Here is a 23344-nt window from a genome sequence, read left to right as displayed (position 1 = left end):
CTTCAGGGGAATAGCGCTTTCTCGGCATTCTCAGCTCCAGTTTTGGAGCCGAACTCTAACTTAGACCAATGGCCACTTTCCGGGGAGCAGACCAGTCCGCGAGCATGTCTCAGCCGCCGCCAAAGAGTGCGGCGTCACAGGCTTTTCCGAGCGTTTCCTGATCTCCGAATGGACCAATGTCATCGATGCGTGGGGCATCGCCTCCTGCGAGGAATACGTCACCATCGCTCGAATGGGCAGGAAGAGCAGACTCGGACCGAAGCAGCGTGGACGCCTTTGGCCGCTCTTTGAGCGGGTTCGAACAGACCTCACCGCCGCCCATTACCTCACATGGGCAGACGTGTTCACCCAGCTCGCTGCGCGCCTGACGGAGAAGGACAGTAAACCGTTCGATCACATCCTCCTCGACGAGGCCCAGGATTTAGGCCCCGCAGAGTTGCGCTTTTTCGCTGCCATAAGCAGCACAGAAGAGAATGCGCTCTTCTTTGCCGGCGATCTAGGGCAGCGGATTTTCCAGCATCCCTATAGTTGGAAATCGTTGGGCGTAGACGTTCGGGGTCGATCCTTTACGCTCAAGGTCTGCTACAGAACCTCACAGCAGATACGGCGATCTGCCGACAGCCTCTTGCCAGTCCTCCTGCGGGACGTTGATGGTCTCGAAGACGAACGGGCGGGTACGATTTCCGTTTTCGAGGGGCCTCAGCCGATCGTCAGGGTTCTCCCTGACACGCAAGCCGAAACGGAAGCCGTGAGCGGCTTTGTGAAAGAAGCGCTGGAAGATGGAATCAAACCAAGCGAAATCGGCATCTTCGTCCGGCTGCCCGAACTTGTGCCTCGTGCAAGTGCGGCAATCGCCTCGCTGACAGATGGCGCGCTGATAACGGTGGCCAATATGCATCTTGCCAAGGGGCTCGAGTTCCGCGCTGTCGTCGTGATGGCCTGTGACGAAGGCGTGCTGCCCTGGGATAGCCGTGTTGCCGACGCTGCAGACGAAGCAGAGCTGGACGACATCTACGAGACGGAGCGACGGCTGCTCTACGTCGCTTGTACGCGTGCACGCGAACGCCTGCTGATCACCGGGACGGCTCCAGCCTCTGAATATCTAGCTGACCTCAGTCAAGGCAGTATGTGTCCAACTTTCGCGTCCTGACGAGGAGCTGCTGCGGCGGAGTGGTTTCAGCCTAATGTCCGAAATTAAGCGCGAAGCTCCCGAACGTTTGAGCTTCAGCGAATGTCCGCTACTCGCCCACTTTGGACGCCTAACTCTACTCCAACCAAAAAGCAGAGGCTGAAGTGGATAGCCACTGACAAGCGCCAGGGTTTCGAACTTGCGAATCCACTGCGCCGGCAAAAGCGCTGTAAACTCAGGGGCCATCCAGAAGCGTACTTCTCAAGCGAAGTCATCAGGTTTAGAGAAAACAAGCCGATTGGAGAAAGCCGCCTGCGTTTTAAGCCTGCCGAAGGTCAACAGATGCGCATCGAAAGACACGGCCCGCCCGGCTTATTTGCCTCCGCCTAGACGGCACAGAGTATATTCGGACCTGGGGTACTGGCGGAGAGGGAGTCCGCCAATCTAGCATCCAGGACCGGCTGATCAAGCTCTATAATACGCGGAAATATAGAGAATTTTCCAAACCCTCTATCCAGTACCGTCCATTGAAATCCAGCGGCATCCCACATAAATTGTGGGCTTGAATGAGGGATGCCGAATATGAAGCCGAAAGGCCGCCACCCCGAAAAGGCGCTCAATCCCGCCCGGATCAGAGCGACAACGCAGCCCGGCCGGTATGCAGACGGCAACGGGTTGTATCTGGTCGTTGCCCCGTCCGGCGCGAAGCGGTGGGTGCTCCGCACAGTCGTGCATGGCAGGCGACGGGATATCGGTTTGGGCGGGCTACAGCTTGTGTCCCTCTCTGAGGCCCGCGAACAGGCGGTGCAGCTCCGCAAGCTGGCACGGGATGGCGGCGACCCGCTCGCGGAGAAGCGCAAAGTGCGGACCGTCGTGCCTACCTTCGCCGAAGCCGCCGTGATTGTGCATGCGGACCACAAGAGCGCGTGGAGGAATTCAAAGCACGCCGATCAATGGATCAATACGCTCCGCGACTATGCCTTTCCCTATATCGGCGACCGTCGGGTGGATCACATCGACACGCCCGAAGTACTGCGTGTCCTTTCACCGATATGGCTGACGAAACCTGAAACAGCTCGACGTGTGCGCCAGCGCATTGGGACGGTTCTGGATTGGGCGAAGGCGGCCGGTTTCCGGTCCGAGGGCAACCCTGTGGAAGGCGTCTCCAAGGGCTTGCCGCGCCAACCGGACCGGAAGTCTCACCATGCGGCGATGCCCTATGCCGACGTGCCGGAATTCGTCAGCAGGTTGAGAGAGGGCGGGACATCCGAAATCAATCGGCTCGCCTTCGAGTTTCTCATTCTCACGGCGGCGCGCACCAGTGAGGTCCTAAAAGCCGAGTGGACAGAGTTTGATATTGAAGGCGCGCTCTGGACGGTTCCAGCCGCTCGCATGAAGGCCAAGCGCGAGCACCGCGTACCGCTGTCAGCGCGGGCGGTAACGGTCCTGAAGCGGGCGCAGGAACTATCCGGCGACAGTCGCTTCGTCTTCGCGGGCCGTTCATCCGACAAGCCGCTTTCCAACATGGCCTTCCTAATGGTGCTGAGGCGGATGAACCTTCCGGTTACCGCGCACGGCTTCCGCTCCGCATTCAGTGATTGGTCGGCGGAGCGAACCAACTTCCCGCGTGAAGTCTGCGAAATGGCGCTCGCGCATACCGTGAAAAACAAGGCCGAAGCCGCCTACCGTCGCGGCGACCTGTTGGAAAAGCGGCGAGAGCTAATGGCGACCTGGGAAGCTTTTTTAAGTTCGGAGACGTCCAATATAGTTCCACTGCGAATCGGGTGAGCTGCTATTCTCATCGCTCATGATAAAGGTTCCCCCACCCGACCCCATCGCATATCTCGTCTTTCACAAGTATCCGGTTCGCAACTCGGAAACACTGAGGCGCCCACGCGACTACGATCAATCCGAAGTCTACGATCAGTCGGATGAAAAGCGGCGGGCATATGCTGACGAGCTACGAACAAAGTCAAAGAACGAGATAAAGGCTCTCTACGACGCCGCGAAGGCGGAATCCCTGAAGGCAACATTGAAGCGGGCCGAAAAGGAAGAAGGCGAGAGGTACTTCAACTCACCACCTGCGAAAGCTGCCCGTAGCACCTATGACTATTGGGCCAAGGCCGCCTATTGGAGCGAGGAAGAGGCGACTGCCCTGCTTCTGGAGCGCAATCCCGCCACGGTCAAATGGGCAAACGTTCAGCCGTACGAGCGAATTTCCCCGTTCGCTAGAAAATACAGCAGCCTTCGTGAATTGATCCGACGAGCGGTCGTCGCAAAACAGCTCGGAAAAGCAAATATTCCCGGCATGCTGATCGCGTGGGCCAAGCGAAACCGGATCGATGTGCCGAGAGAGCTGGAGGCGGCGATTGAGGAATTGGGGCTACAGGTTTCCGACTGGAAGTCCCATTACGACTGGGCCAAGAAAGCCCTGGACGATTGCACGAAGAAGCTGAACGAAACCGTCGAATGGGCTTCGGCGCATGCCGAAAAGGCAAACGCGCTGGTGGACCAGCGCGCACAACTGTCTGATCAGCAAGTGGCGGAAGCAGAGCGCCGAACCGAGCAGGCGATGGAATATGCTCGCGAAGCCATCGCGGCGAGAGATCAGGTGCTTGCTGAGCTGGAGGCTGCCAGGAACACCAGCCTCGGAACCCGAGAGCGCGAAAGCCTCCTGAAGCTAATTGTCGGAATGGCGGTTGCAGGCTATCGCTACAATCCCTCGGCGACTCGAAACGAGGCCACCTCAGAGATTGCCGGCGACCTGGAGCGGAACGGCGTGCCGCTCGATCCTGACACGATCCGTAAGTATCTGAGGGAAGCTGCGCAGCTACTCCCGCCCGAAACCGAATAGCCGATTCCGTAGCCGAATTCGGCTAGGCCGAAACCGAATTCGGCCAACGAGTGAAACGAACCCCGTAGGACGTGACCGTCATCAACAAGATGGACTCGTCCCATGTCGCATTTCTCCGAACTTCCCGACACCGGCTTCGTCCGGCTGACTTCCATCCTCGCCCCGCGCGGCCCGATCCCGGTCTCGAAGTCGACCTGGTGGGCCGGCATCAAGGACGGCCGCTATCCGCAACCGGTGAAGCTTGGCCCTCGCATTACCGCATGGCGGGTCGAGGACATTCGCGCACTGATCGAGCGCGGCGTTGCCTGACGATGGGCCGCCACCGCGCTGGACTTCGAGGGATACGAATCCACCGGAGTTACGATATCGCCGAAGCCGCCCGCGCAATGGGTGTCAGTCGCGGCACGGTACGTAGATGGATCAAAGCCGGGCTGCCCGTGCTTCGGGACCAGAGACCCTACCTGATCCTCGGCAGCGATATCGTCGACTTTCACACCAGCAGGTCCGGGCCTAAGCAGAAGTGCGCGCCGCACGAATGCTATTGCGTCAAGTGCCGTGCACCGAGATCGCCGGCCGCCGGCATGGCCGAATATATCCCCTTGTCAGCCTCCAGCGGGAACCTGCGCGGGATCTGCCCCGAGTGCGGCACTCTCATGCATCGCCGGGTGGCGGTGGCTGCTTTGGCCGCTCTCCGCCGCAAACTCGACCTGTCAATTGCGCAAGGGACGGAACCCATAGGCGATATGCCAATCCCCTGCCCAATTGATCACATCGACAACCGAGCAAACGACCATGCGAAAGCACCACCCTCGCAATGAGCGGATCAAACGCCGTTACTTCGCCTATCTGGAAGAAGCAAAGCGGATGAAACCGTCGAGCGTCGACCAGGTCGCGGCTGCCATTGCAGTCTTCGAGGCGTCGACCGGCTGGCGCGATTTTCGGAATTTCCACATCGAACAGGCGCGGAAGTTCAAGCGCGACCTGGCACAGCAGATGAACCCGGCCACCGGAAAGCCGCTTGCCAAGGCGACTGTTTATTCGCGGCTCATGGCGCTGAGAGCCTTCTTCCTGTGGCTCGCCGGACAGCCGGGATATCGGTCTTGTCTCGCCTACGCCGATGCCGACTACTTCAACCCCTCCGCCAATGACAGCCGGGTCGCCACCGCGACGCGGCAACGGCCGGTACCGACCGTCGAGCAAGTCAAGCTTGTGCTCGACACCATGTCGTCCGCTACCGAGATCCAGCACCGCGACCGCGCGCTGATCGCGTTCACGCTTCTGACTGGCGCACGCGACGACGCCATTGCATCTCTGTCGCTCAAACACGTCGACCTTGAAAGGCGGAGCGTGTTTCAGGATGCACGTGAGGTTCGTACGAAGAACGCCAAGACATTCACGTCCTGGTTCTTCCCTGTCGGCGAGGATGTAGAAGCCGTCGTCTCAGACTGGATTGCGTGGCTTCGACGGGAGAAGCACTTCGGCGAAGACGATCCACTATTCCCTGCGACGAAGATCGGCCTCAACGCCGACGGGCACTTTGCCTCCGTCGGGCTGGACCGGAAGCACTGGAAGAACGCACATGCGATCCGCCGCATCTTCAAATCAGCCTTCGAGAGCGCGGGCCTCGATTACTTCCACCCACACAGCTTCAGGAAAACCCTGGCACGGTTAGGCGAGCAGATTTGCCCCACGGCGGAGGCCTTCAAGGCCTGGAGTCAGAACCTGGGCCACGAGAGCGTCATGACGACGTTCCGCAGCTATGGCGAGGTGCAGCCGGAACGGCAGGCGGAAATCATCCGCTCCCTCGCCACCCGACCTCCTGACGGCCAGTCAACGTCGCCGGGTTCACAGCTCGTTCCTGTGGAAGCCGACAAGCTGAATCGCCTTTTCGCGAAACTGGGGATCGATTAGCGGTCGAGAGCGGTTGCCACGGCCACCGACTTCCGATTCCATGCAGCCATTACGAAGCAGCGGAACCGGGTGGGGCGAAACGTGACCGAGCTGACATTCAAGGGCAAGGAATTCGTCTACAATCATCATCTGGCCGTGCCGTTCCGGCCGCTCGAAATGCACCCCGAGAAGGGAATCGGCAAGCCGTCGCTCGACGGCAATCTCGTCATCCACGGCGACAATTTGGATGCCTTGAAAGCCCTCCTGCCCTTCTATGCCGGCAAGGTGGACTGCGTCTTTATCGACCCGCCCTACAACACCGGAAACGAGGGCTGGAGCTACAACGACAACGTCAACGCACCGATGATCAGGGAATGGCTTGAGGCCAATCCCATTGGAATCGAAGACGGCCTTCGGCATGACAAGTGGTGCGCCATGATGTGGCCGCGTCTGCGACTTTTGCATGAATTATTGACAGACACCGGCAGCTTCTGGGCTACAATCGACCAGATAGAAGCCCATAGATTCAAGCAGATTCTCGATGAGATATTTGGTGGTGAAAACTTTATTGGAGTTATTTCTTGGGAGAAAACATACACGCCAAAAAGTAACAGCCGTGTAATTAGTGCGGATACGGATTTTATTATATGCTATGCTAAACAGAAGGCGCACTTCGAGGCCGATGGTTGGAATCTAGTGCCAAAAGATGAGGAGCAGCTTAGCCGTTACTCGAATTCAGATGGTGATCCGAGAGGCCCTTGGAGGACCTTTCCTCTAGACGTCCGAACGGAGGATGCGGAGAAACGCGAGAAATACCGATACGAAGTAGTGTTGCCGTCTGGACGGAAAGTAAAGCCAGCCGCGGGGCGACATTGGTCGCTACCTCAAGAGGTTTTTAAGGCAGAACGAGAAGCTGGACGTATATACTTCGGTAAAAATGGCGACGCTCTTCCGACCGTAAAAGCATATCTTGCCGACGGTCGAGACAAAGTAATTGCTCGGACATGGTGGCCTTATCGCTTGGTAGGAGGCAACCAGGACGCAAAGAAGCAGATACTCCAGATACTAGGGGATGACTGCGATTTCATAACGCCAAAGCCAACCGAACTAATACGTAGGGTAATCGATATTGCTACACATCCACAGTCGATAGTCCTCGACTCCTTTTCTGGATCAGGGTCAACAGCCCATGCTGTCCTTGAAGCAAACAAAATAGACGGTGGCAATCGCCGGTTTATTTTGGTGGAAATGGAAGACTATGCTGACGAGGTAACGGCTGAGCGCGTGCGACGTGTTATCTCGGGTTATCCATTAAAGGGTACCCAGAAGACGGAGCTTCTGCGCGAGAGGCTGACATGGACGAAGCTTAGGAACGCCGAGAAACTCACTGATGCCGTCGAGGCCATCGAGAACCTGCACGGCCACGAATACGACCGCATCAAGAAGGAAGTGAAGGACGGCGAATTGGTCGTTACCGGCGAGAAGGCGGCGACTGGTCGGGCCGAAGGACTTGGCGGCACCTTCACCTATTGCACGCTGGGTGCTCCGGTCGAGTTGGACAAGATACTAAGTGGCAAGACGCTTCCGCCCTACGCTGCGCTCGGCGCGGCTCTCTTCCATATGGCCACCAATCGGCCGCTGGACCCGGCGATGATCGGCGAAACCGAATGGTATCTCGGTGAAGGCGGAAGCGAACATCTCTGGTTAATCTACCAGCCCGATCTGGACTGGTTGAAGTCGCCGGAGGCGGCACTTACGCTTTCCCGCGCCAAAAAATTCGCAGCCGCCAAACCCGGTGCTAGGCACCTTGTTTTCGCGCCGGCGCGTTTCGTCAGCCAGAAGATGCTTCAGGAACAGAATATCTCGGTAGAGTTCGTGCCGCTGCCGTTCGCGCTCTACCGGATCGAGCGGAGCTGATTTGATGCTCCGCCAGCTCGACTATCAGGACAGGGTGCTGAACGCGATCGAAGCTTATCTCGACCGTCTCAGCGAGGAGAAGACGCGCGCGGACAAGGTTGCCGTACTTGCGGAGGATGATCCTGACCTCGGTCTTGCAATCCCGGATTTTACGAGGAACGCCTGGGAAGGACTGAAGGCGGAAGGCAAGCTTCCGGATTCGCGCGCGGCGATCCCGTTCTCGCCACGCGAAGATGGCGTGGGTCGACCGGTTCCCAATGCGGTGCTGAAGGTGCCGACCGGCGGCGGCAAGACCTGGCTCGCGGTCAATGGCGTGTCCAAGGTCATGGGCCGCTATCTGGGCCGCAATGCGGGCTTCGTGCTTTGGATCGTCCCGAACGAAGCGATCTATACCCAGACCCTGAAGCACCTGAAGGATCGGCAGCACCCTTATCGGCAGGCGCTCGACAGAGCGGCGGCGGGCCGTGTCCAGATTATGGAGAAGGGCGACACGCTCGATGCGCGCGATGTCGCCGAAAAACTGTGCGTCATGCTCCTGATGCTCCAATCGGCCAATCGTGAGACCCAGGAGTCTCTGAAGATGTTTCAGGACCGGGGAGACGTACACGGCTTCTTCCCGCCGGAAGGCGAACAGCAGGCGCACAGGGCGGCAATCGAAGCGACGCCCAACCTCGCCGCCTATGACGACATCTTCCCGGTGGTGAAGGATTCGCTCGGCAACGCGCTTCGCGTGATCCGGCCGGTGGTAGTGCTGGACGAGGGCCACCGCGCCATTTCCGATCTAGCCTTCAAGACGCTCTATGGCTTCAACCCGGCTTTCGTGCTGGAGCTGACGGCGACCCCGCAGGACATCCAGCCGCGCGGCGGGAAGAACCCGCGCGAAGGGCGCTATGCGAACGTCCTCGTCGAGATAACGGGGCGCGAGCTGGACCTGGAAGGCATGATCAAGATGCCGCTCAATCTGGACCCGCGACAGGGAACGGATTGGAAGGCCACGCTCAACGCGGCCGTCGCGAAGCTGAACGAACTGGATGCCGAAGCGCGCCAGCTCCGCGCCGACAGCGGACGCTATATAAGGCCCATCATGCTGGTTCAGGTGGAGCGCACCGGCGGGGATCAGCGGGACGGCGCGTATATCCATGCGGAGGACGTGAGAGAATGGCTCCTCACCGCCGGATTCGACGAGGCGGAAATCGCCGTCAAGACGGCTGAAACCAACGACCTGAAGCAGCCTGAAAACCAGAACCTGCTTTCGCCTACGAACCGCGTTCGGGCAATCATCACGAAGCAAGCCCTTCAGGAAGGGTGGGACTGCCCCTTCGCCTACGTCTTGTGCGCTCTGGCCGCCAGCTCCAACCAAAAGGCCATGACGCAGCTTGTCGGACGTATTCTCCGCCAGCCTGAGGCCCTCAAGACCGGCATTCCGGCTTTGGACGAGTGCCACGTGATTACCCACCACGCGGCGACGGCGGATGTTGTGAACGCAATCAAGGACGGCCTGGAGCGTGACGGCCTCGGCGACCTGATTTTGGAGGTCACCACCGAAGACACGAGCGCGGCCGGCAAGGCGGCTCGCGCAATCGAACGTCGACCGGACTTCAGCTCCACCGAAATCTATCTTCCGAAGGTCATGCGGGCGGACGGCGAGGAAGTCCGCGAGCTGGATTACGACACCGATATCCTGTCGGAAATCGACTGGCGCGATTTCGATCCCAAGGGAATCGCCGACGCGATACCAGTGAATGCACAGGCGGCGGGAAGCCAGCTCCAACGGATTACGCTTTCCGATGATGGCGAAGAGGTCATTGCCACGGACGAGGTGGCTGCCAATGCGGAAGCGCTTGCGTTCGATCCGGCATACGCGGTGCGGATGATATCGGATCTGGTTCTCAACCCATTCGTCGGCCGGGAAATCGTCGGTCGCCTCATTGAACGTCTGAAAACGCGCGGATTCGACGAAATCAAGCTCGGTAAACTCGCAAGCCTGATCGTCGAAGAGTTACGGCGCGGACTCGACATAGAGCGGACAGCGCGCGCCGAGACGCAGTTCAAGGACGAGGTTGCGGCCGGCCGCGTCCAGTTCCGACTTCGGCTCGATGGGCGAAACTGGCGTATGCCGTTCAAGGTCGAAACGACCGAACCCGAAAACGGCCGGCAAATCGTCGGCAAAGACGGCGGCGCCTTAAAACGCAGCCTGTTCAGTCCGGTCTATGAAGCCGATCTGAACCGGGACGAGCAAGACGTGGCCGTCTATCTCGATTCCGAAGAGACCCTCAAATGGTGGCATCGCAATGTTGCCCGCACGCAATACGGGCTTCAGGGCTGGAAGCGGGCCAAGGTCTACCCGGATTTCATTTTCGCGGTGAAACGCGACGGCGGTGGCTCACGGATTACCGTGCTGGAAACGAAGGGCGATCAGCTCGACAATCTCGATACCGCCTACAAGCGCGAATTGCTGAAGGTCATGTCCGATAATTTCGCCTGGGACAAGACCGTCCCGGCCGGCACGATGGATTTGATTCAGGAAGACGGCGAGACCGTGGAGTGCACGCTTATTCTGATGAGCGAGCGGAATGCGAAGCTTCCAACCTATCTGAGTAGCTAGGCATAGCGCCGACGATGTGGGCGATAATGTGGGATGCGCCGTTTGGCCTTCTGAAAAAGATTATAAATAACAATAACTTATAAGAAATAGATGGCGGAGAGGGAGGGATTCGAACCCTCGGAACGCTTGCGCGCTCAACGGTTTTCGAGACCGCCCCGTTCGACCACTCCGGCACCTCTCCGCGGTCGGGGCGTCGGCTGTTGCGGCCGACGAGCGGGCACTTCCTACACGACGCGTTCGCATCGAACAAGCACCGTCCGCGCAAATGGGGACAAGACGGGCCCGCAGCAATCCCCCAAGGCAGTCTCCGCGGGCAATCCCCGCCTGTTCTCCCGAGCAATCCCCGATTGCCCGACCGTCCGCCACGCCGCATCGGAGGCGTCAGCCGGGCGTTCCGACGACCGGCGATAGCCGCACGCCGCGGACCGGCTACTCCTCGAAATCGCCCCTGGGGCTGGTACGGTGCCGGTACGGTGCCCCTGGGGCGCGGCGGGTGCCATCGGCTAACCGGCTGTTTGCTCCCGGTTTCTTCGCCGCGCCCGCCCCGCATTTGCGCGGTTTCCGCCCCGATTCTGCATTGACTCCGCGCCCGCGCTTCGTATATTCCGCCCCGGATCGCGCGGGGCCTGACGCCGCCGCGCTCAATTGCGCTGTCCGAGGCCCGGATCCGCCGAAAGGCCGGATCCCCTCGAAAGTCCGCCGTTGCGCGGCGCCGAAGGACGCGAGACGACAGAAGGAACAGACCCGATGTTCGCGGTCATCAAGACGGGCGGCAAGCAGTATCGCGTCGCCGCCAACGACAAGATCACCATCGAGAAGCTGCCGGCCGAGGCCGGTTCGACCGTCACCTTCGAGGAAGTGCTGATGGTCGGCGACGGCGACAAGGCGACCGTCGGCACGCCGCTCGTGGCCGGTGCCAGCGTCGCCGGTGAGGTGGTCGAGCAGACCCGCGGCGACAAGATCTTCGTGTTCAAGAAGAAGCGCCGCAAGCACTATCGCCGCCGGGCCGGCCACCGCCAGTACCTGACCGTGGTGAAGATCACCGACATCCTCACCGACGGCAAGACGGCGGCGCCGAAGGCGGCAGCCAAGGCCAAGGCCGAGAAGACCGAAGCCGCGCCCGCCGAGAAGACGGCGGAGAAGGCTGCCGAGAAGAAATCCGAGGCGAAGGCCGCGGAGGCCAAATCCGAGACCAAGTCCGAGGCGAAGGCCGAGGCCAAGAAGCCGGCGGCGAAGAAGCCCGCCGCCAAGAAGGCCGCCCCGAAGGCCGAGAAAGAATAAGGAGACTGACCAATGGCACATAAGAAAGCAGGCGGTTCGTCCCGCAACGGTCGCGATACAGCCGGCCGCCGTCTCGGCGTGAAGAAGTTCGGCGGCGAGCAGGTCATCGCCGGCAACATCATCATTCGCCAGCGCGGCACCAAGTGGCACCCCGGCAACGGTGTCGGTCTTGGCAAGGATCACACGATCTTCGCCACCGCCGACGGCGTGGTCGAGTTCCGCACCTCGACGGGTGGCCGTCAGTACGTGTCCGTCGTTTCGCCGGCGCCGGTCCCGGCCGAGTAACCGGCGTATTCCCGCCGGTGTCCTCGTCGACCCCGGCGCACGCACGTCACGAAGCCAGGGGAGACGGGTCGCCGTCTCCCCTGTTTTCGTTTTTGAAGCCCGATCGTCGTCATGACCGCCCCGCTGGAAACCGAGATCCGCACCGAACGGCTGCTGCTGCGGCCGCTCGCGGCAGCTGACGCGCCGGCGATCGAACGCTTGGCGGGCGACGAGCGGGTCGCGCGCCTCACGGCCCGCCTCCCCCATCCCTATCCCGCCGGCGCGGCCGAGGCCTTCATCGCCATGGCCCTCGGGCAGGAGCGCGGGGGTGCCGGCCGCTGGTTCGCGATCACCCGCGCGGACGGGCCCGATGCCCTGCTCGGCGTGATCGGGCTCGAGGCGGATGACGACGGCACCGTCGAGATCGGCTACTGGCTCGGCGTACCCGCCTGGGGACAGGGCCTGATGAGCGAAGCCGTGCCGGCGGTCGTCGCGTTCGCGCGGCAATGGCGCCCCGGCGCGCGCATCGCCGCGCACACCTTTCCCGAGAACGTCGCCTCCCAGCGCGTGCTGGAGAAGGCCGGCTTCCGCCGCAACGGCGTCGGCGTCTGCCAGGCGCCCGCCCGCGACCGCAAGACCGTTCGCAACGCCCCCCTGTTCGTCTTCGCCCCCGACGAGACGGCCTGAGAAAGCCTCCCCCATGAAGTTCCTCGACCAGGCGAAAGTCTATGTGAAGGCCGGAGACGGCGGCGCCGGCTGCGTCTCGTTCCGGCGCGAGAAATACGTCGAGTTCGGCGGCCCCGACGGCGGCGACGGCGGCAAGGGCGGCGACGTCTGGGTGGAATGCGTCGACGGGCTCAACACGCTCATCGACTACCGCTACCAGCAGCACTTCAAGGCCAGGAAGGGCGAGCACGGCAAGGGCGCGAACCGCACCGGCAAGGGCGGTGAGGATGTCGTGCTCAAGGTCCCCGTCGGCACCGAGATCCTGGAAGAGGACCAGGAAACCGTGATCGCCGACCTGACCGAGGTCGGCCAGCGGGTGAAACTGGAGACCGGCGGCAACGGCGGCTTCGGCAACGCCCACTTCAAGTCGTCGACCAACCAGGCACCGCGCCGCGCCAATCCCGGTCTGCCGGGAGCCGATCGCTGGATCTGGCTGCGCCTCAAGCTGATCGCCGATGCCGGTCTCGTCGGCCTGCCCAATGCCGGCAAGTCGACCTTCCTGGCCAGCGTCACCGCGGCCAAGCCGAAGATCGCGGACTATCCGTTCACCACCCTGCATCCCAATCTCGGCGTGGTACGGCTCGACGACCGCGAGTTCGTGCTCGCCGACATTCCCGGCCTCATCGAGGGTGCGCACGAGGGCGCGGGCATCGGCGACCGGTTCCTGGGCCATGTCGAGCGCTGCCGCGTGCTGATGCACCTGGTCGACGCCACGCAGGAGGATGTCGTCGAGGCCTACCGGATCATCCGCGAGGAGCTGTCGGCCTACGGCGCCGGCCTCGACGAGAAGCCCGAGCTGCTGGCGCTGTCGAAATGCGACGCCGTCGACGAGGAGACACTGACAGAGAAACGCCGCGCCCTGGCCGCGGCCTCGGGAAGCGACGTGCTGCTCGTCTCCGCCGCCACCGGCGCGGGCACGCGCGACGCGCTCGGCCTCATGCTCAAGGTGATCGACGAGGCGCGCGCCGAGGACGAGGCCAAGGCGAAGGCCGAGGTGACCCGCCGCGAAGGCTGGAGGCCCTGAGGCCATGTCCAGGGACACAAGGACAGGGGACGTAAAAACCCGAACCGGCAAGGCCCGAACCGTGAAGAGCGGGGACCTGAAGAAGCGCCTGTCTTCCCACCGGCGCATCGTCGTCAAGATCGGCTCCGCCCTGCTGGTCGACCCGGCGCAGGGCCTCAGGCGCGACTGGCTGGCGGCGCTCGCCGCCGACGTGGCGACGCTGGCCGGGGGCGGCGCTGAGATGATCATCGTCTCCTCGGGCGCCATCGCGCTCGGCCGTTCGGTGCTGGGGATGCCACGCGGCGGCCTGAAGCTCGAGGAAAGCCAGGCGGCCGCGGCCATCGGCCAGATCGCGCTGGCGCGCGCCTGGGCCGAGGCGCTCGGCGCCCACGGCCTGCAGGCCGGCCAGATCCTCGTCACGCTCGGCGACACCGAGGAGCGGCGCCGCTATCTCAACGCCCGCTCGACCATGGCGACGCTGTTGAAGCTGAAGGCCGTGCCGGTCATCAACGAGAACGACACCGTGGCCACCAGCGAGATCCGCTACGGCGACAACGACCGCCTCGCCGCGCGCATCGCCACCATGATGAGCGCCGACTGCCTGGTGCTGCTGTCCGATGTCGACGGCCTCTACACCGCCCCGCCGGCGACCGATCCGGACGCCGAGTTCATCGCCGAGGTCGAGACGGTGACGCCCCGTATCGAGGCGATGGCGGGTGCCGCCGGGTCCGACCTGTCGCGCGGCGGCATGCAGACCAAGATCGAGGCCGCCCGCATCGCCACCGCCGCAGGCACCGCCATGGCGATCGCCTCGGGCCATATCGACCATCCGCTCGCCGCCATCGACGCCGGCGGCCGGGCGACCTGGTTCCATCCGCACGGCAATCCCGTCGCCGCGCGCAAGAAATGGATCGCCGGCGCGCTCGAGCCGCGCGGCACGCTGATCGTCGACGACGGCGCGGTCACCGCGCTGAAGGCGGGCCGCAGCCTGCTGCCGGCCGGCGTGCGCCGCGTCGAGGGCACCTTCGCCCGCGGCGACGCCGTGGTGATCCGCGACGGCGACGGCAACGAGATCGGCCGCGGCCTGTCGGCCTACGACTGCGCCGACGCCGAGCGGATCCTCGGCCGCAACAGCCGGGAAATCTCCGGCATTCTGGGCTATGCTGGCCGCGCCGAGATGATCCATCGCGACGATCTGACGGTAAAGAAGGTATGAGGGACGAGATGGCTGCCGAAGTGCACGAGTTGACCCGCGACGACGACATCGCGACCGTCATGGCCGGTCTCGGCAGGCGCGCCCGCGCCGCCGCGCACGGCCTCGCCACCGCCCCGGCGGAGCAGAAGAACGCCGCGCTGGCCGCGATGGCGGCCGCCCTGCGCGCCCGCACCGCCGAGATCCTGGAGGCCAACGCCGGCGACGTGCAGGCGGCGCAGGCCAAGGGCACGGCCGCCGCCTTCCTCGACCGGCTCAGGCTCGATCCCGCGCGCATCGAGGCGATGGCCAAGGGCATCGAGGACATCGCCGCCCTCGCCGATCCGGTCGGCGCGGTGATCGCCGAATGGGACCGGCCCAACGGCCTGCACATCGAGCGCGTGCGCACCCCGCTCGGCGTCATCGGCGTCATCTTCGAGAGCCGCCCCAACGTCACCGCCGACGCCGGCGCGCTGTGCCTCAAGGCCGGCAACGCGGTGATCCTGCGCCCCGGCTCCGAGAGTTTCCACTCCGCCCGCGCGATCCAGGCCTGCCTCGCCGAGGGGCTTGGGGCCGCCGGCCTGCCCGCCGACGCGATCCAGATCGTGCCGACCACCGACCGCGCCGCCGTCGGCGAGATGCTGAAGGGGCTCGACGGCAATGTCGACGTGATCGTGCCGCGCGGCGGCAGGAGCCTGGTGAGCCGCGTCCAGACGGAGGCTCGCGTCCCGGTCTTCGCCCACCTGGAAGGCATCTGCCACGTCTATGTCCACGCCCCCGCCGACCTGGAGATGGCGATAGCCGTCGTCATCAACGCCAAGATGCGCCGCACCGGCATCTGCGGCGCCGCCGAGACGCTGCTGATCGACCGCGCGCTGGCCGGCACCCACCTCAAGCCCATCGTCGCCGCGCTGATCGACGCGGGCTGCCAGGTGCGCGGCGACGAGACCGTGCAGGCCGCCGACGCCCGCGTCGTCCCGGCGAAGCCCGAGGACTTCGGCAAGGAGTTCCTCGACGCGATCATCGCCGTCCGGGTCGTCGACGGCCTCGACGCGGCCATCGCGCATATCGCCGCCCATAGTTCCGGCCACACCGAGGCGATCATCACCGACGACCAGGCCGCGGCGGACGCGTTCTTCGCCCGCGTCGATTCCGCGATCCTGCTGCACAACGCCTCGACCCAGTTCGCCGACGGCGGCGAGTTCGGCATGGGCGCGGAGATCGGCATCGCCACCGGCCGCATGCACGCGCGCGGGCCGGTCGGCGTCGAGCAGCTCACCAGCTTCAAGTACCGGGTCCGCGGCACCGGGCAGACCCGCCCGTGAGCGCACAGGCCCGCGAGCTGGCAGGCCCGTGAACCGGAAATCCGCCAGGCGCCAGGCGCGCAGGCCCGATACGAGCCCGGTTTGGCCGGCGCTGCCGCCCTACGGCTCGGGCCAGCGCATCGGCCTGCTCGGCGGCTCGTTCAATCCGCCGCATGCCGGCCACCGGCTGATCAGCGAGCTCGCCCTGCACCGGCTGCGCCTCGACGCGGTCTGGTGGCTGGTGACGCCGGGCAATCCGCTGAAGGACCCCGCCGCGCTCCGACCCATGGCCGAGCGCATCGCCGAGGCCGGCCTGATCGCCCGCCATCCGCGCATCCGCGTCACCTCGCTCGAGGCCGACGTCGGTGTCAGCCGCACCCGCGACACCCTGCGCTTCCTCACCGAGCGCTGCCCGACGCTCCGCTTCGTCTGGCTGATGGGGGCCGACAACCTGCCGAGCTTCCACCGCTGGCACGCCTGGCAGGAGATCGCCGGGATGGTGCCGATCGCCGTGATCGACCGGCCCGGCAACACCCTGCACGCCATCGCCGGGCGCGCGGCGAACTGGCTCGCCCGCTACCGCGTCGACGAATCCGACGCCGCGACGCTGGCCGACCGCGCCCCGCCGGCCTGGGTTTTCCTGCACGGACGCCGCTCGCCGCTGTCCTCCACCCAGCTCCGGCGCGCCGGCCAGGCGGAAACGGGGCAATCGACGTGAAAAGCCCCCAAGTATCGCGCTTATTGAAATTGTCACGGGACGTGCCTTATCTTAGAGGCACGGCAGTGCTTCGCCCCTGCGGAGCCGCCGCTGATCTCGGATGGTATGACGAGAGGTAGAACCCCTGACACCATCGAACACCGCTGAGGGCGTCGTCCGCGGCGCGCCTCCCGTTGCGGCTGGCCGGCAGGTAGATCCGTCGGACGGTCTGCTAGAGACGATCGTGGCCGCGCTGGAAGACGGCAAGGCCGAAGACATCGTCACCATCGATCTCGTTGGAAAATCGTCGATCGCCGACACCATGGTCGTCGCCTCCGGGCGGTCGGACCGGCATGTCGGCGCCGTGGCCGATCGCGTGCTGCGGGCGCTCAAGGAGGCCGGCCACGGCAAGGCCGCCGTCGAGGGCCTCCAGACCTGCGACTGGGTGCTGATCGACGCCGGCAACGTCATCGTCCACCTGTTCCGCCCCGAAGTCCGCGCCTTCTACAATCTGGAGAAGATGTGGTCCTCGGAAATCCCGCGCGAACGGGCGGTGATCTGACGCGCCTCTGACCGGGCCGGCGGTTTTGACGCCGCCGGCGGCACCATGAGAATCGATATCCTCGCCGTCGGGCGCCTCAAGGCGGGAGGCGGCGAACACACCCTTGTCGAGCGCTATCTGGAGCGCGCCCGCGGCGGCGGCCGGACGATCGGCCTGAGCGGCTTCGCCGTCGGCGAGCTTCCCGATGGCAGGAGCGCCGACTGGGAAGCCGACGCCCTGCTTGCCCGCATGAAACCGGGATCGCGGCGCATCGTCCTCGACGAGCGCGGCAAGACCGTCTCGAGCGAGACCTTCGCCGGCCTCCTCGGCGACTGGCGCGATCAGGGCGCGCCCGCCACCGCGTTCCTGATCGGCGGCCCGGACGGCCACGGCAAGGCGGCGCGTAACGGCGCCGATCTGCTGCTGTCCTTCGGCGCGATGACCTGGCCGCACCAGCTCGTGCGCGCCATGCTCGCCGAACAGCTCTACCGGGCGGTGACGATCCTGTCCGGCCACCCCTATCATCGCGCCTAGGCCCCCAGGCCAATCGCGAACATGGCCTGTCGCGAACATGGCCGGCCCGGAATTTATCGGCCCGGAACTGATCGGCCCGGAGCGGATCGGCCCGGAGCGGATCGACCGGGAACATGGACGGATCTTAACTGGCGCCGGCCGCGTTCTTGCCGCAAAGATACGGTTATCAACCCGTTAACGCTCAGGACCCTAGTATCGGCCCCATGCGATTCCGTGTTTCGACGCGCCGGGTTCCGGCGGTCGCGGCGTTCCTCGCCACGGCCGCCCTGACGTGCGTCCCGATTCCGGCCGCGAACGCCGAGCAGCCAGCCGCCGAGCAGGTGGCCTCCGAGAAGCAGGCGGCCGATATCAAGCGGGTCGAGAAGGAGAAGGCGCTGGAGGCCCTGCGCAGGGACATCGAGTCCCAGCACGCCGCCGAAGCCGCGCTCGCCGCCGAGATCGAGACCCTGCGCAAGGACCGCGTCGCGCTCAACGAGCAGCTGATCGAGACCGCCGCGCGCGTGCAGGACATCGAGGCCTCCATCGACGCGGTCGAGGACCGCATCGATGAGCTTGAGCAGCGCGAGGATGAATTGCGCGCCTCGTTCCGCGCCCGCTCGGGCCTGCTGTCGGAACTGCTCGGCGCCCTGCAGCGCATGGGCCGCAGGCCGCCGCCGGCGGTTCTGGTCGAGCCCTCCGACGCCCTGAAGACCGTGCGCACGGCGATTCTGCTCGGCGCCGTCCTGCCCGGCGTCCGTATCGAGACCGAGGCGCTGGCATGGGATCTGGAGGAAATGGGCCGGCTGAAGCGGCAGATCGACGCCGAAAAGGCGCGTTTGCTGGCCCGGTCGCGTGATCTCGCCGGCGAACGGCGCCGCATCGCCGCCCTCGTGGAGGCCAAGCGGGAGTCCGTGGCGAAGGGCGAGGAAGAACTCGGATCGATTCGCGAAAAGGCGAAAGAACTTGCCGCGGAGGCGCGTAATCTCGAAGAATTGATCGCCTCGATCGACCGCGAGATCGCCGTCGCCCGGCGCGAGCGGGAAGCCGCCGCGAGGCCGCGGGCAACGCCGGAACAGGCGCGCGGCGCCCTGCGCGACCCGGCCCGGCTCGAGCCGGCAATCGCCTTTTCGCAGGCGGTTGGCCTGCTTCCCAAGCCGGTTACAGGCGCGGTGACGCGCGATTTCGGCACGCCGGACGAGATCGGCAGTCCGGCGCGCGGCATCTCGATCGCGACGCGCGCGCGGGCCCAGGTGACCGCGCCGAGCGACGGTTGGGTCGTTTATGCGGGACCGTTCCGGTCCTACGGGCAACTCTTGATCCTGAATGCCGGCGACGGATATCATGTATTGCTCGCCGGCATGGAGACTATCGCGGTTGACCTGGGTCAGTTCGTATTGACCGGTGAACCAGTGGGACAGATGGCCGGGCTATTGATGGCGAGCGCCGAAAGCATAACTGTCGGACGAAGCCAGCCGGTCCTGTATGTCGAATTTCGGAAGGATGGGCACCCCATCGATCCCGCCCCTTGGTGGGCGAAAGGCCGCACGGGAGCAGGCGGATAATGCGTAGAACGACGATACTAGTGCTGGGAATGATGGTGGGTGCGGCCGCGACCTTCGCGGTGTCGCAGCCTTGGCACATGAGCGGAGCGGCGGAAGCCGCCGGCAATGCCGACACCTATCGCCAGTTGAACCTGTTCGGCGACGTCTTCGAACGCGTCAAGGCGGACTATGTCGAGCAGCCCGACGACGCGCAGCTCGTCGAGTCGGCGATCAACGGCATGCTGGCGGCGCTCGATCCGCATTCCAGCTACATGTCGCCCAAGAACTACCGCGACATGCAGGTGCAGACCCGCGGCGAGTTCGGCGGCCTCGGCATCGAGGTCACGATGGAGGACGGCCTGGTCAAGGTGGTCACGCCGATCGACGACACGCCGGCCGCCCGCGCCGGCGTCATGGCCGGCGACCTCATCACCCATCTCGACGGCGAGGCGGTGCTCGGCCTGACCCTTTCGGAGGCGGTCGAGAAGATGCGCGGCCGGGTCAACACCCCGATCGAGCTGACGATCCGGCGCGAAGGCGCCGACGAGCCGGTCGAGATCACGGTGGTGCGCGACATCATCCAGATCCGCGCCGTGCGCTCCAACACCGAGGACGATGTCGGCTATATCCGCATCACCCAGTTCAACGAGCAGACCTTCGAAAACCTGAAGACCGCCATCGAGAGCCTCGAGGGCGAGATTCCGGCGGACAAGCTCAAGGGCTTCGTCATCGACCTGCGCAACAATCCCGGCGGATTGCTCGACCAGGCCATCGCCGTCTCCGACACGTTCCTCGATCGCGGCGAGATCGTCTCGACCCGCGGCCGTAACACCGACGAGAGCCAGCGCTACAACGCCCGTTCCGGCGACCTGATCAAGGGCAAGCCGGTCATCGTGCTGATCAACGGCGGGTCGGCCTCGGCCTCCGAGATCGTCGCCGGCGCGCTGCAGGATCACCGCCGCGCGACCGTCGTGGGAACGCGGTCCTTCGGCAAGGGATCGGTGCAGACGATCATCCCGCTGGGCTCCAACGGCGCGCTCCGGCTCACCACCGCGCGCTACTACACCCCCTCCGGCCGCTCGATCCAGGCCAAGGGCATCGAGCCCGATATCATCATCGAGCAGGAGGTGCCCGAGGAGCTGAAGGGCGCGACCACGTCGAAGGGCGAGTCGTCGCTGCGCGGGCATCTGCAGTCGGAAGCCGGCAAGGAAGAGGGCGGGTCGTCCGCCTACATCCCGCCGGAGAAGGAAAAGGACAAGCAACTGAACTACGCGCTCGACCTGTTGCGCGGGGTCCAGGTCAACAGCCTGTTCCCGCCGGATCCGGGCGCGGGCGTGCCCAACTGACGGGCTGAGGCTTCAGGCGACGTCGCGGCGAGAGGCCCGCCGCGAGGTGCCTGGCTCCAGGCCCCCCCGGGGCCCAATTCCCGATCCCGGTTTCCGGCCCGAACTTCTGCGGGGCGGGACCCGAGATCGGGGTACAGCGACCCTGGGTAAAGCGACCGTTGCAACGGATGGATCATGGCGGCGGATGATCTGACTTCGCCAGGGGGATTCTGGCAGGTGTGGCGCAAGCGGCTGAGCCGCGTCACCGTGCTTGGCTCCCTGCTTGTCCTGACGGGCGCCCTCGCCCTGTTCGTGGTCGGATGGCTGATCTTCGTCGACGATCCGCATGGCGGCGAGCCCGTCGTGGTCGTCGCGCTCGACCATCCCACCGCGATCCAGGCCGACAGCGGCGACGATCTCGGCATCCGGCCGACCGTGGATTCGCGCGAGGCCGAGCCGCTGCCGAGCGGCCACAGCCAGCCGCCGGCCGACATCGTCATCTCCGATCCGCTTGCCGCACCCTCCAACTACACAGGCTCCGCATCCCCGGGAGCCAGCCCCGCGTCCGGCGGAACCGTGCAGGCCTCGCTCGACACCAGCCTTCTCGAAAGCGGCCCCTACGGGCCTCTGCCGGTCATCGACCGCGACGGCCGCCGCGCCGCCGAGGTCTATTCCGCCGCCAGGGGAACGATCGGCGAGGACCGGCCGCGGATCGCCATCCTGATCGGCGGTATGGGCCTGTCGACCACCGCGACGGAAGCCGCCATCGACCGGCTGCCGCGCGAGGTGACGCTGGCCTTCGCGCCCTATGGCGACGAGACCGATCGCCTGACCGGCCGGGCCCGCCAGGCCGGGCACGAGCTCGCGCTGCAGGTGCCGCTGGAGCCCTATGACTATCCCGACAACGATCCCGGCCCGCACACGCTTCTGACCGGCCTCAGCGTCGACCAGAACCGCGACCGCCTGCACTGGGTGATGAGCCGCTTCACCGGGTATGTCGGCATCGTCAACTACATGGGCGCCCGCTTCACCGCGTCCGACCAGTCGCTGCGCCCGATGCTCGGCGAACTGCGCGACCGCGGCCTCATCTATGTCGATGACGGGTCGTCGTCTCGCTCGGTCGCCGGGCGTATCGCCTCGGAGGTCGGCCTGCCCTTCGCGAAGGCCGATATCGTCGTCGACGCGGTGCCCGCGCGCGCCGATATCGACGCGCAGCTCGCCCGGCTCGAGGACATCGCCCGGCAGAAGGGTGTCGCCGTCGGCGTCGCCTCCGGCCTTCCGATCGCCATCGACGCCATCGACGCCTGGGCCGACGGGCTCCAGGGCAAGGGCATCGTGCTGATCCCCGCCAGCGCGGCGGCAAGCGGCGGCGAGACCTGAGGGCGACATCCAGCGCCGCGCCTGCGCCCGCGGTGGCACACGCCGGTTGACAGATCGCCCCGGGCTGTCAGAAATCCCCCGAACCATAAGAACATCGCGGACCGTAGGAATGCCGCGGACCGCGAGAAAACCCCGGTCAAGGCCCGCATCCGCCCGCGGGATCGGCCAACAGGATCAGCCATGGCGAAAACCGACCCGGAAACCCTTCCCTACCGCCCCTGCGTCGGCGCGCTCGTCGTCAACGGCGACGGGCTGGTCTTCATCGGCCACCGCGCCGACGGGCCCGAGGAGCCGGAAGGGCCTGGAACCTGGTGGCAGATGCCGCAGGGCGGCATCGACGACGGCGAGGACCCGCTGGAGGCCGTCTACCGGGAGCTCTACGAGGAAACCAGCATCCGCTCGGTGCGCCTTGTCGCCGAATCCCGGGACTGGATCCGCTACGACCTGCCGCCCGAACTGGTGGGCAAGGCCTGGAAGGGGCGCTACCGCGGCCAGACGCAGAAATGGTATCTGCTGCGCTTCACCGGCGAGGAGTCCGAGATCGACATCCTCACGCCCGGCGGCGGCCACCACAAGGCCGAGTTCAATGCCTGGAAATGGGCGCCGCTCGAAGAGCTGACCGAGCTGGTGGTGCCGTTCAAACGCGACGTCTATCGTCGCATTGTCGCCGAATTCGCCGATGCGCTTAAATAGGGCCGACGGCGTCCGACCTTTCGCCGACCGAACCGACCAGGGAGCCGACCGCCATGACCATCGTGCCGATCCTCGATGACGCCGCCGCCTCGCCCGAGGCGCGCGCCGTGTTCGACGACATCCGCAAGACCCGCAACACCGATTTCGTCAACAATTTCTGGCGCGCGCTCGCCCATGATCCGGTCCTGCTCAGGCGCACCTGGGAAAGCGTCAAGGAAGTGATGGCCCCCGGCGCCCTCGACCCGCTGGTCAAGGAGATGATCTACGTAGCCGTTTCCGCCACAAACAACTGCGAATACTGCATCCGCTCGCACACCGCGTCGGCCCGCGCCAAGGGCATGACCGACGAGATGCTGATGGAGCTGATCGCCGTGGTCGGCATGGCCAACGAGACCAACCGGCTCGTCAACGGCCTGCAGGTGCCCGTCGACGAGGCATTCAAATAGCCCCCGAAAACAGCCGTTTATCCCGGACTCGTAACCTTTCCTC

At 64.7% G+C, this 23344-nt stretch carries 22 protein-coding genes and 1 tRNA gene; 22 read left to right on the top strand and 1 reads right to left on the bottom strand.

Features of this window, described 5'->3' with window-relative positions:
- The first annotated feature begins 340 nt into the window (after nucleotides 1-340).
- From MUB46_RS11515 to MUB46_RS11485, 8 genes are all read left to right on the top strand, one after another.
- Nucleotides 341-1150: a 3'-5' exonuclease gene (locus tag MUB46_RS11515; protein ID WP_261616040.1), complete on the top strand. Its 810-nt coding sequence runs from the start codon at nucleotides 341-343 to the stop codon at nucleotides 1148-1150.
- A 561-nt stretch (nucleotides 1151-1711) separates the two neighbouring features.
- A complete protein-coding gene (locus tag MUB46_RS11510; RefSeq protein WP_261616039.1) occupies nucleotides 1712-2917 on the top strand; it encodes a tyrosine-type recombinase/integrase in 1206 nt (401 codons plus the stop codon).
- A gap of 19 nt (nucleotides 2918-2936) precedes the next feature.
- On the top strand, nucleotides 2937-3983 hold the full coding sequence (locus MUB46_RS11505) for a hypothetical protein (protein WP_261616038.1): 1047 nt from the start codon (nucleotides 2937-2939) through the stop codon (nucleotides 3981-3983).
- A gap of 102 nt (nucleotides 3984-4085) precedes the next feature.
- On the top strand, nucleotides 4086-4292 hold the full coding sequence (locus MUB46_RS11500) for a helix-turn-helix transcriptional regulator (protein WP_261616037.1): 207 nt from the start codon (nucleotides 4086-4088) through the stop codon (nucleotides 4290-4292).
- A complete protein-coding gene (locus MUB46_RS24335; protein ID WP_425256249.1) occupies nucleotides 4244-4801 on the top strand; it encodes a helix-turn-helix domain-containing protein in 558 nt (185 codons plus the stop codon). Before MUB46_RS11500 ends, MUB46_RS24335 begins: the two co-directional genes overlap by 49 nt.
- The gene (locus MUB46_RS11495) at nucleotides 4776-5894 is read left to right on the top strand and encodes a tyrosine-type recombinase/integrase (RefSeq protein ID WP_261616036.1); all 1119 of its coding nucleotides are present in this window, start codon (nucleotides 4776-4778) and stop codon (nucleotides 5892-5894) included. Before MUB46_RS24335 ends, MUB46_RS11495 begins: the two co-directional genes overlap by 26 nt.
- An 81-nt stretch (nucleotides 5895-5975) precedes the next feature.
- Nucleotides 5976-7790, top strand: coding sequence for a site-specific DNA-methyltransferase (locus MUB46_RS11490; RefSeq protein ID WP_261616035.1), 1815 nt, complete (start codon nucleotides 5976-5978; stop codon nucleotides 7788-7790).
- A 4-nt stretch (nucleotides 7791-7794) separates the two neighbouring features.
- Entirely contained in the window at nucleotides 7795-10395 is a 2601-nt protein-coding gene (locus tag MUB46_RS11485; RefSeq protein ID WP_261616034.1) for a DEAD/DEAH box helicase, read from the top strand.
- A gap of 91 nt (nucleotides 10396-10486) precedes the next feature.
- Here the strand turns inward: MUB46_RS11485 and MUB46_RS11480 are convergent.
- Nucleotides 10487-10576 (bottom strand) — tRNA-Ser (locus MUB46_RS11480).
- Nucleotides 10577-11142: 566 nt separating this feature from the next.
- On the opposite strand from MUB46_RS11480, the gene rplU reads away from it, so the two are divergent.
- From rplU to MUB46_RS11410, 14 genes are all read left to right on the top strand, one after another.
- Nucleotides 11143-11676 (top strand): 50S ribosomal protein L21, encoded by a 534-nt coding sequence (rplU, locus tag MUB46_RS11475; RefSeq protein WP_261616033.1) that lies wholly within the window; start codon nucleotides 11143-11145, stop codon nucleotides 11674-11676.
- A 12-nt stretch (nucleotides 11677-11688) separates the two neighbouring features.
- Nucleotides 11689-11961: a 50S ribosomal protein L27 gene (gene rpmA / locus MUB46_RS11470; protein ID WP_261616032.1), complete on the top strand. Its 273-nt coding sequence runs from the start codon at nucleotides 11689-11691 to the stop codon at nucleotides 11959-11961.
- 111 nt (nucleotides 11962-12072) lie between these two features.
- A complete protein-coding gene (locus MUB46_RS11465) occupies nucleotides 12073-12627 on the top strand; it encodes a GNAT family N-acetyltransferase (protein ID WP_261616031.1) in 555 nt (184 codons plus the stop codon).
- Nucleotides 12628-12640: 13 nt separating this feature from the next.
- Entirely contained in the window at nucleotides 12641-13690 is a 1050-nt protein-coding gene (obgE, locus tag MUB46_RS11460) for a GTPase ObgE (protein ID WP_261616030.1), read from the top strand.
- A 61-nt stretch (nucleotides 13691-13751) separates the two neighbouring features.
- A complete protein-coding gene (gene proB, locus MUB46_RS11455) occupies nucleotides 13752-14885 on the top strand; it encodes a glutamate 5-kinase (RefSeq protein ID WP_425256248.1) in 1134 nt (377 codons plus the stop codon).
- Nucleotides 14886-14893: 8 nt separating this feature from the next.
- The gene (locus MUB46_RS11450) at nucleotides 14894-16186 is read left to right on the top strand and encodes a glutamate-5-semialdehyde dehydrogenase (RefSeq protein ID WP_261616029.1); all 1293 of its coding nucleotides are present in this window, start codon (nucleotides 14894-14896) and stop codon (nucleotides 16184-16186) included.
- A gap of 28 nt (nucleotides 16187-16214) precedes the next feature.
- Nucleotides 16215-16883, top strand: coding sequence for a nicotinate-nucleotide adenylyltransferase (locus MUB46_RS11445; RefSeq protein ID WP_261616028.1), 669 nt, complete (start codon nucleotides 16215-16217; stop codon nucleotides 16881-16883).
- A gap of 208 nt (nucleotides 16884-17091) precedes the next feature.
- On the top strand, nucleotides 17092-17424 hold the full coding sequence (gene rsfS, locus MUB46_RS11440) for a ribosome silencing factor (RefSeq protein ID WP_261616064.1): 333 nt from the start codon (nucleotides 17092-17094) through the stop codon (nucleotides 17422-17424).
- A 45-nt stretch (nucleotides 17425-17469) separates the two neighbouring features.
- The gene (rlmH, locus tag MUB46_RS11435) at nucleotides 17470-17937 is read left to right on the top strand and encodes a 23S rRNA (pseudouridine(1915)-N(3))-methyltransferase RlmH (protein ID WP_261616027.1); all 468 of its coding nucleotides are present in this window, start codon (nucleotides 17470-17472) and stop codon (nucleotides 17935-17937) included.
- Nucleotides 17938-18140: 203 nt separating this feature from the next.
- Nucleotides 18141-19478, top strand: a complete 1338-nt coding sequence (locus tag MUB46_RS11430; RefSeq protein WP_261616026.1) for a murein hydrolase activator EnvC family protein — start codon at nucleotides 18141-18143, stop codon at nucleotides 19476-19478.
- Nucleotides 19475-20803, top strand: a complete 1329-nt coding sequence (locus MUB46_RS11425) for a S41 family peptidase (protein ID WP_261616063.1) — start codon at nucleotides 19475-19477, stop codon at nucleotides 20801-20803. Before MUB46_RS11430 ends, MUB46_RS11425 begins: the two co-directional genes overlap by 4 nt.
- 174 nt (nucleotides 20804-20977) lie before the next feature.
- A complete protein-coding gene (locus MUB46_RS11420; protein WP_261616025.1) occupies nucleotides 20978-22162 on the top strand; it encodes a divergent polysaccharide deacetylase family protein in 1185 nt (394 codons plus the stop codon).
- Nucleotides 22163-22342: 180 nt separating this feature from the next.
- Entirely contained in the window at nucleotides 22343-22855 is a 513-nt protein-coding gene (locus MUB46_RS11415; RefSeq protein WP_261616024.1) for an RNA pyrophosphohydrolase, read from the top strand.
- Nucleotides 22856-22908: 53 nt separating this feature from the next.
- Nucleotides 22909-23301: a carboxymuconolactone decarboxylase family protein gene (locus MUB46_RS11410; RefSeq protein WP_261616023.1), complete on the top strand. Its 393-nt coding sequence runs from the start codon at nucleotides 22909-22911 to the stop codon at nucleotides 23299-23301.
- Nucleotides 23302-23344 lie beyond the last annotated feature (43 nt).

The sequence above is a fragment of the Microbaculum marinisediminis genome (genome assembly GCF_025397915.1).
In the GTDB taxonomy this organism is placed as follows: Bacteria; Pseudomonadota; Alphaproteobacteria; order Rhizobiales; family Tepidamorphaceae; genus Microbaculum; species Microbaculum marinisediminis.
The sequence above is the reverse complement of the archived record's forward strand: the minus strand, read 5'-3'. Positions and strand labels throughout refer to the sequence as shown.

Excerpts from the sequence above, each read along its gene's own strand:
- MUB46_RS11420 (WP_261616025.1), top strand. The coding sequence starts at position 20,978 with ATGGCGGCGGATGATCTGACTTCGCCAGGGGGATTCTGGCAGGTGTGG.
- MUB46_RS11495 (WP_261616036.1), top strand. The coding sequence starts at position 4,776 with ATGCGAAAGCACCACCCTCGCAATGAGCGGATCAAACGCCGTTACTTC.
- obgE (WP_261616030.1), top strand. The coding sequence starts at position 12,641 with ATGAAGTTCCTCGACCAGGCGAAAGTCTATGTGAAGGCCGGAGACGGC.
- MUB46_RS11465 (WP_261616031.1), top strand. The coding sequence starts at position 12,073 with ATGACCGCCCCGCTGGAAACCGAGATCCGCACCGAACGGCTGCTGCTG.
- MUB46_RS11415 (WP_261616024.1), top strand. The coding sequence starts at position 22,343 with ATGGCGAAAACCGACCCGGAAACCCTTCCCTACCGCCCCTGCGTCGGC.
- rlmH (WP_261616027.1), top strand. The coding sequence starts at position 17,470 with ATGAGAATCGATATCCTCGCCGTCGGGCGCCTCAAGGCGGGAGGCGGC.
- MUB46_RS11500 (WP_261616037.1), top strand. The coding sequence starts at position 4,086 with ATGTCGCATTTCTCCGAACTTCCCGACACCGGCTTCGTCCGGCTGACT.
- rplU (WP_261616033.1), top strand. The coding sequence starts at position 11,143 with ATGTTCGCGGTCATCAAGACGGGCGGCAAGCAGTATCGCGTCGCCGCC.
- MUB46_RS11450 (WP_261616029.1), top strand. The coding sequence starts at position 14,894 with ATGGCTGCCGAAGTGCACGAGTTGACCCGCGACGACGACATCGCGACC.
- MUB46_RS11505 (WP_261616038.1), top strand. The coding sequence starts at position 2,937 with ATGATAAAGGTTCCCCCACCCGACCCCATCGCATATCTCGTCTTTCAC.
- MUB46_RS11510 (WP_261616039.1), top strand. The coding sequence starts at position 1,712 with ATGAAGCCGAAAGGCCGCCACCCCGAAAAGGCGCTCAATCCCGCCCGG.
- MUB46_RS24335 (WP_425256249.1), top strand. The coding sequence starts at position 4,244 with ATGGCGGGTCGAGGACATTCGCGCACTGATCGAGCGCGGCGTTGCCTG.
- rpmA (WP_261616032.1), top strand. The coding sequence starts at position 11,689 with ATGGCACATAAGAAAGCAGGCGGTTCGTCCCGCAACGGTCGCGATACA.
- MUB46_RS11430 (WP_261616026.1), top strand. The coding sequence starts at position 18,141 with ATGCGATTCCGTGTTTCGACGCGCCGGGTTCCGGCGGTCGCGGCGTTC.
- MUB46_RS11410 (WP_261616023.1), top strand. The coding sequence starts at position 22,909 with ATGACCATCGTGCCGATCCTCGATGACGCCGCCGCCTCGCCCGAGGCG.
- MUB46_RS11485 (WP_261616034.1), top strand. The coding sequence starts at position 7,795 with ATGCTCCGCCAGCTCGACTATCAGGACAGGGTGCTGAACGCGATCGAA.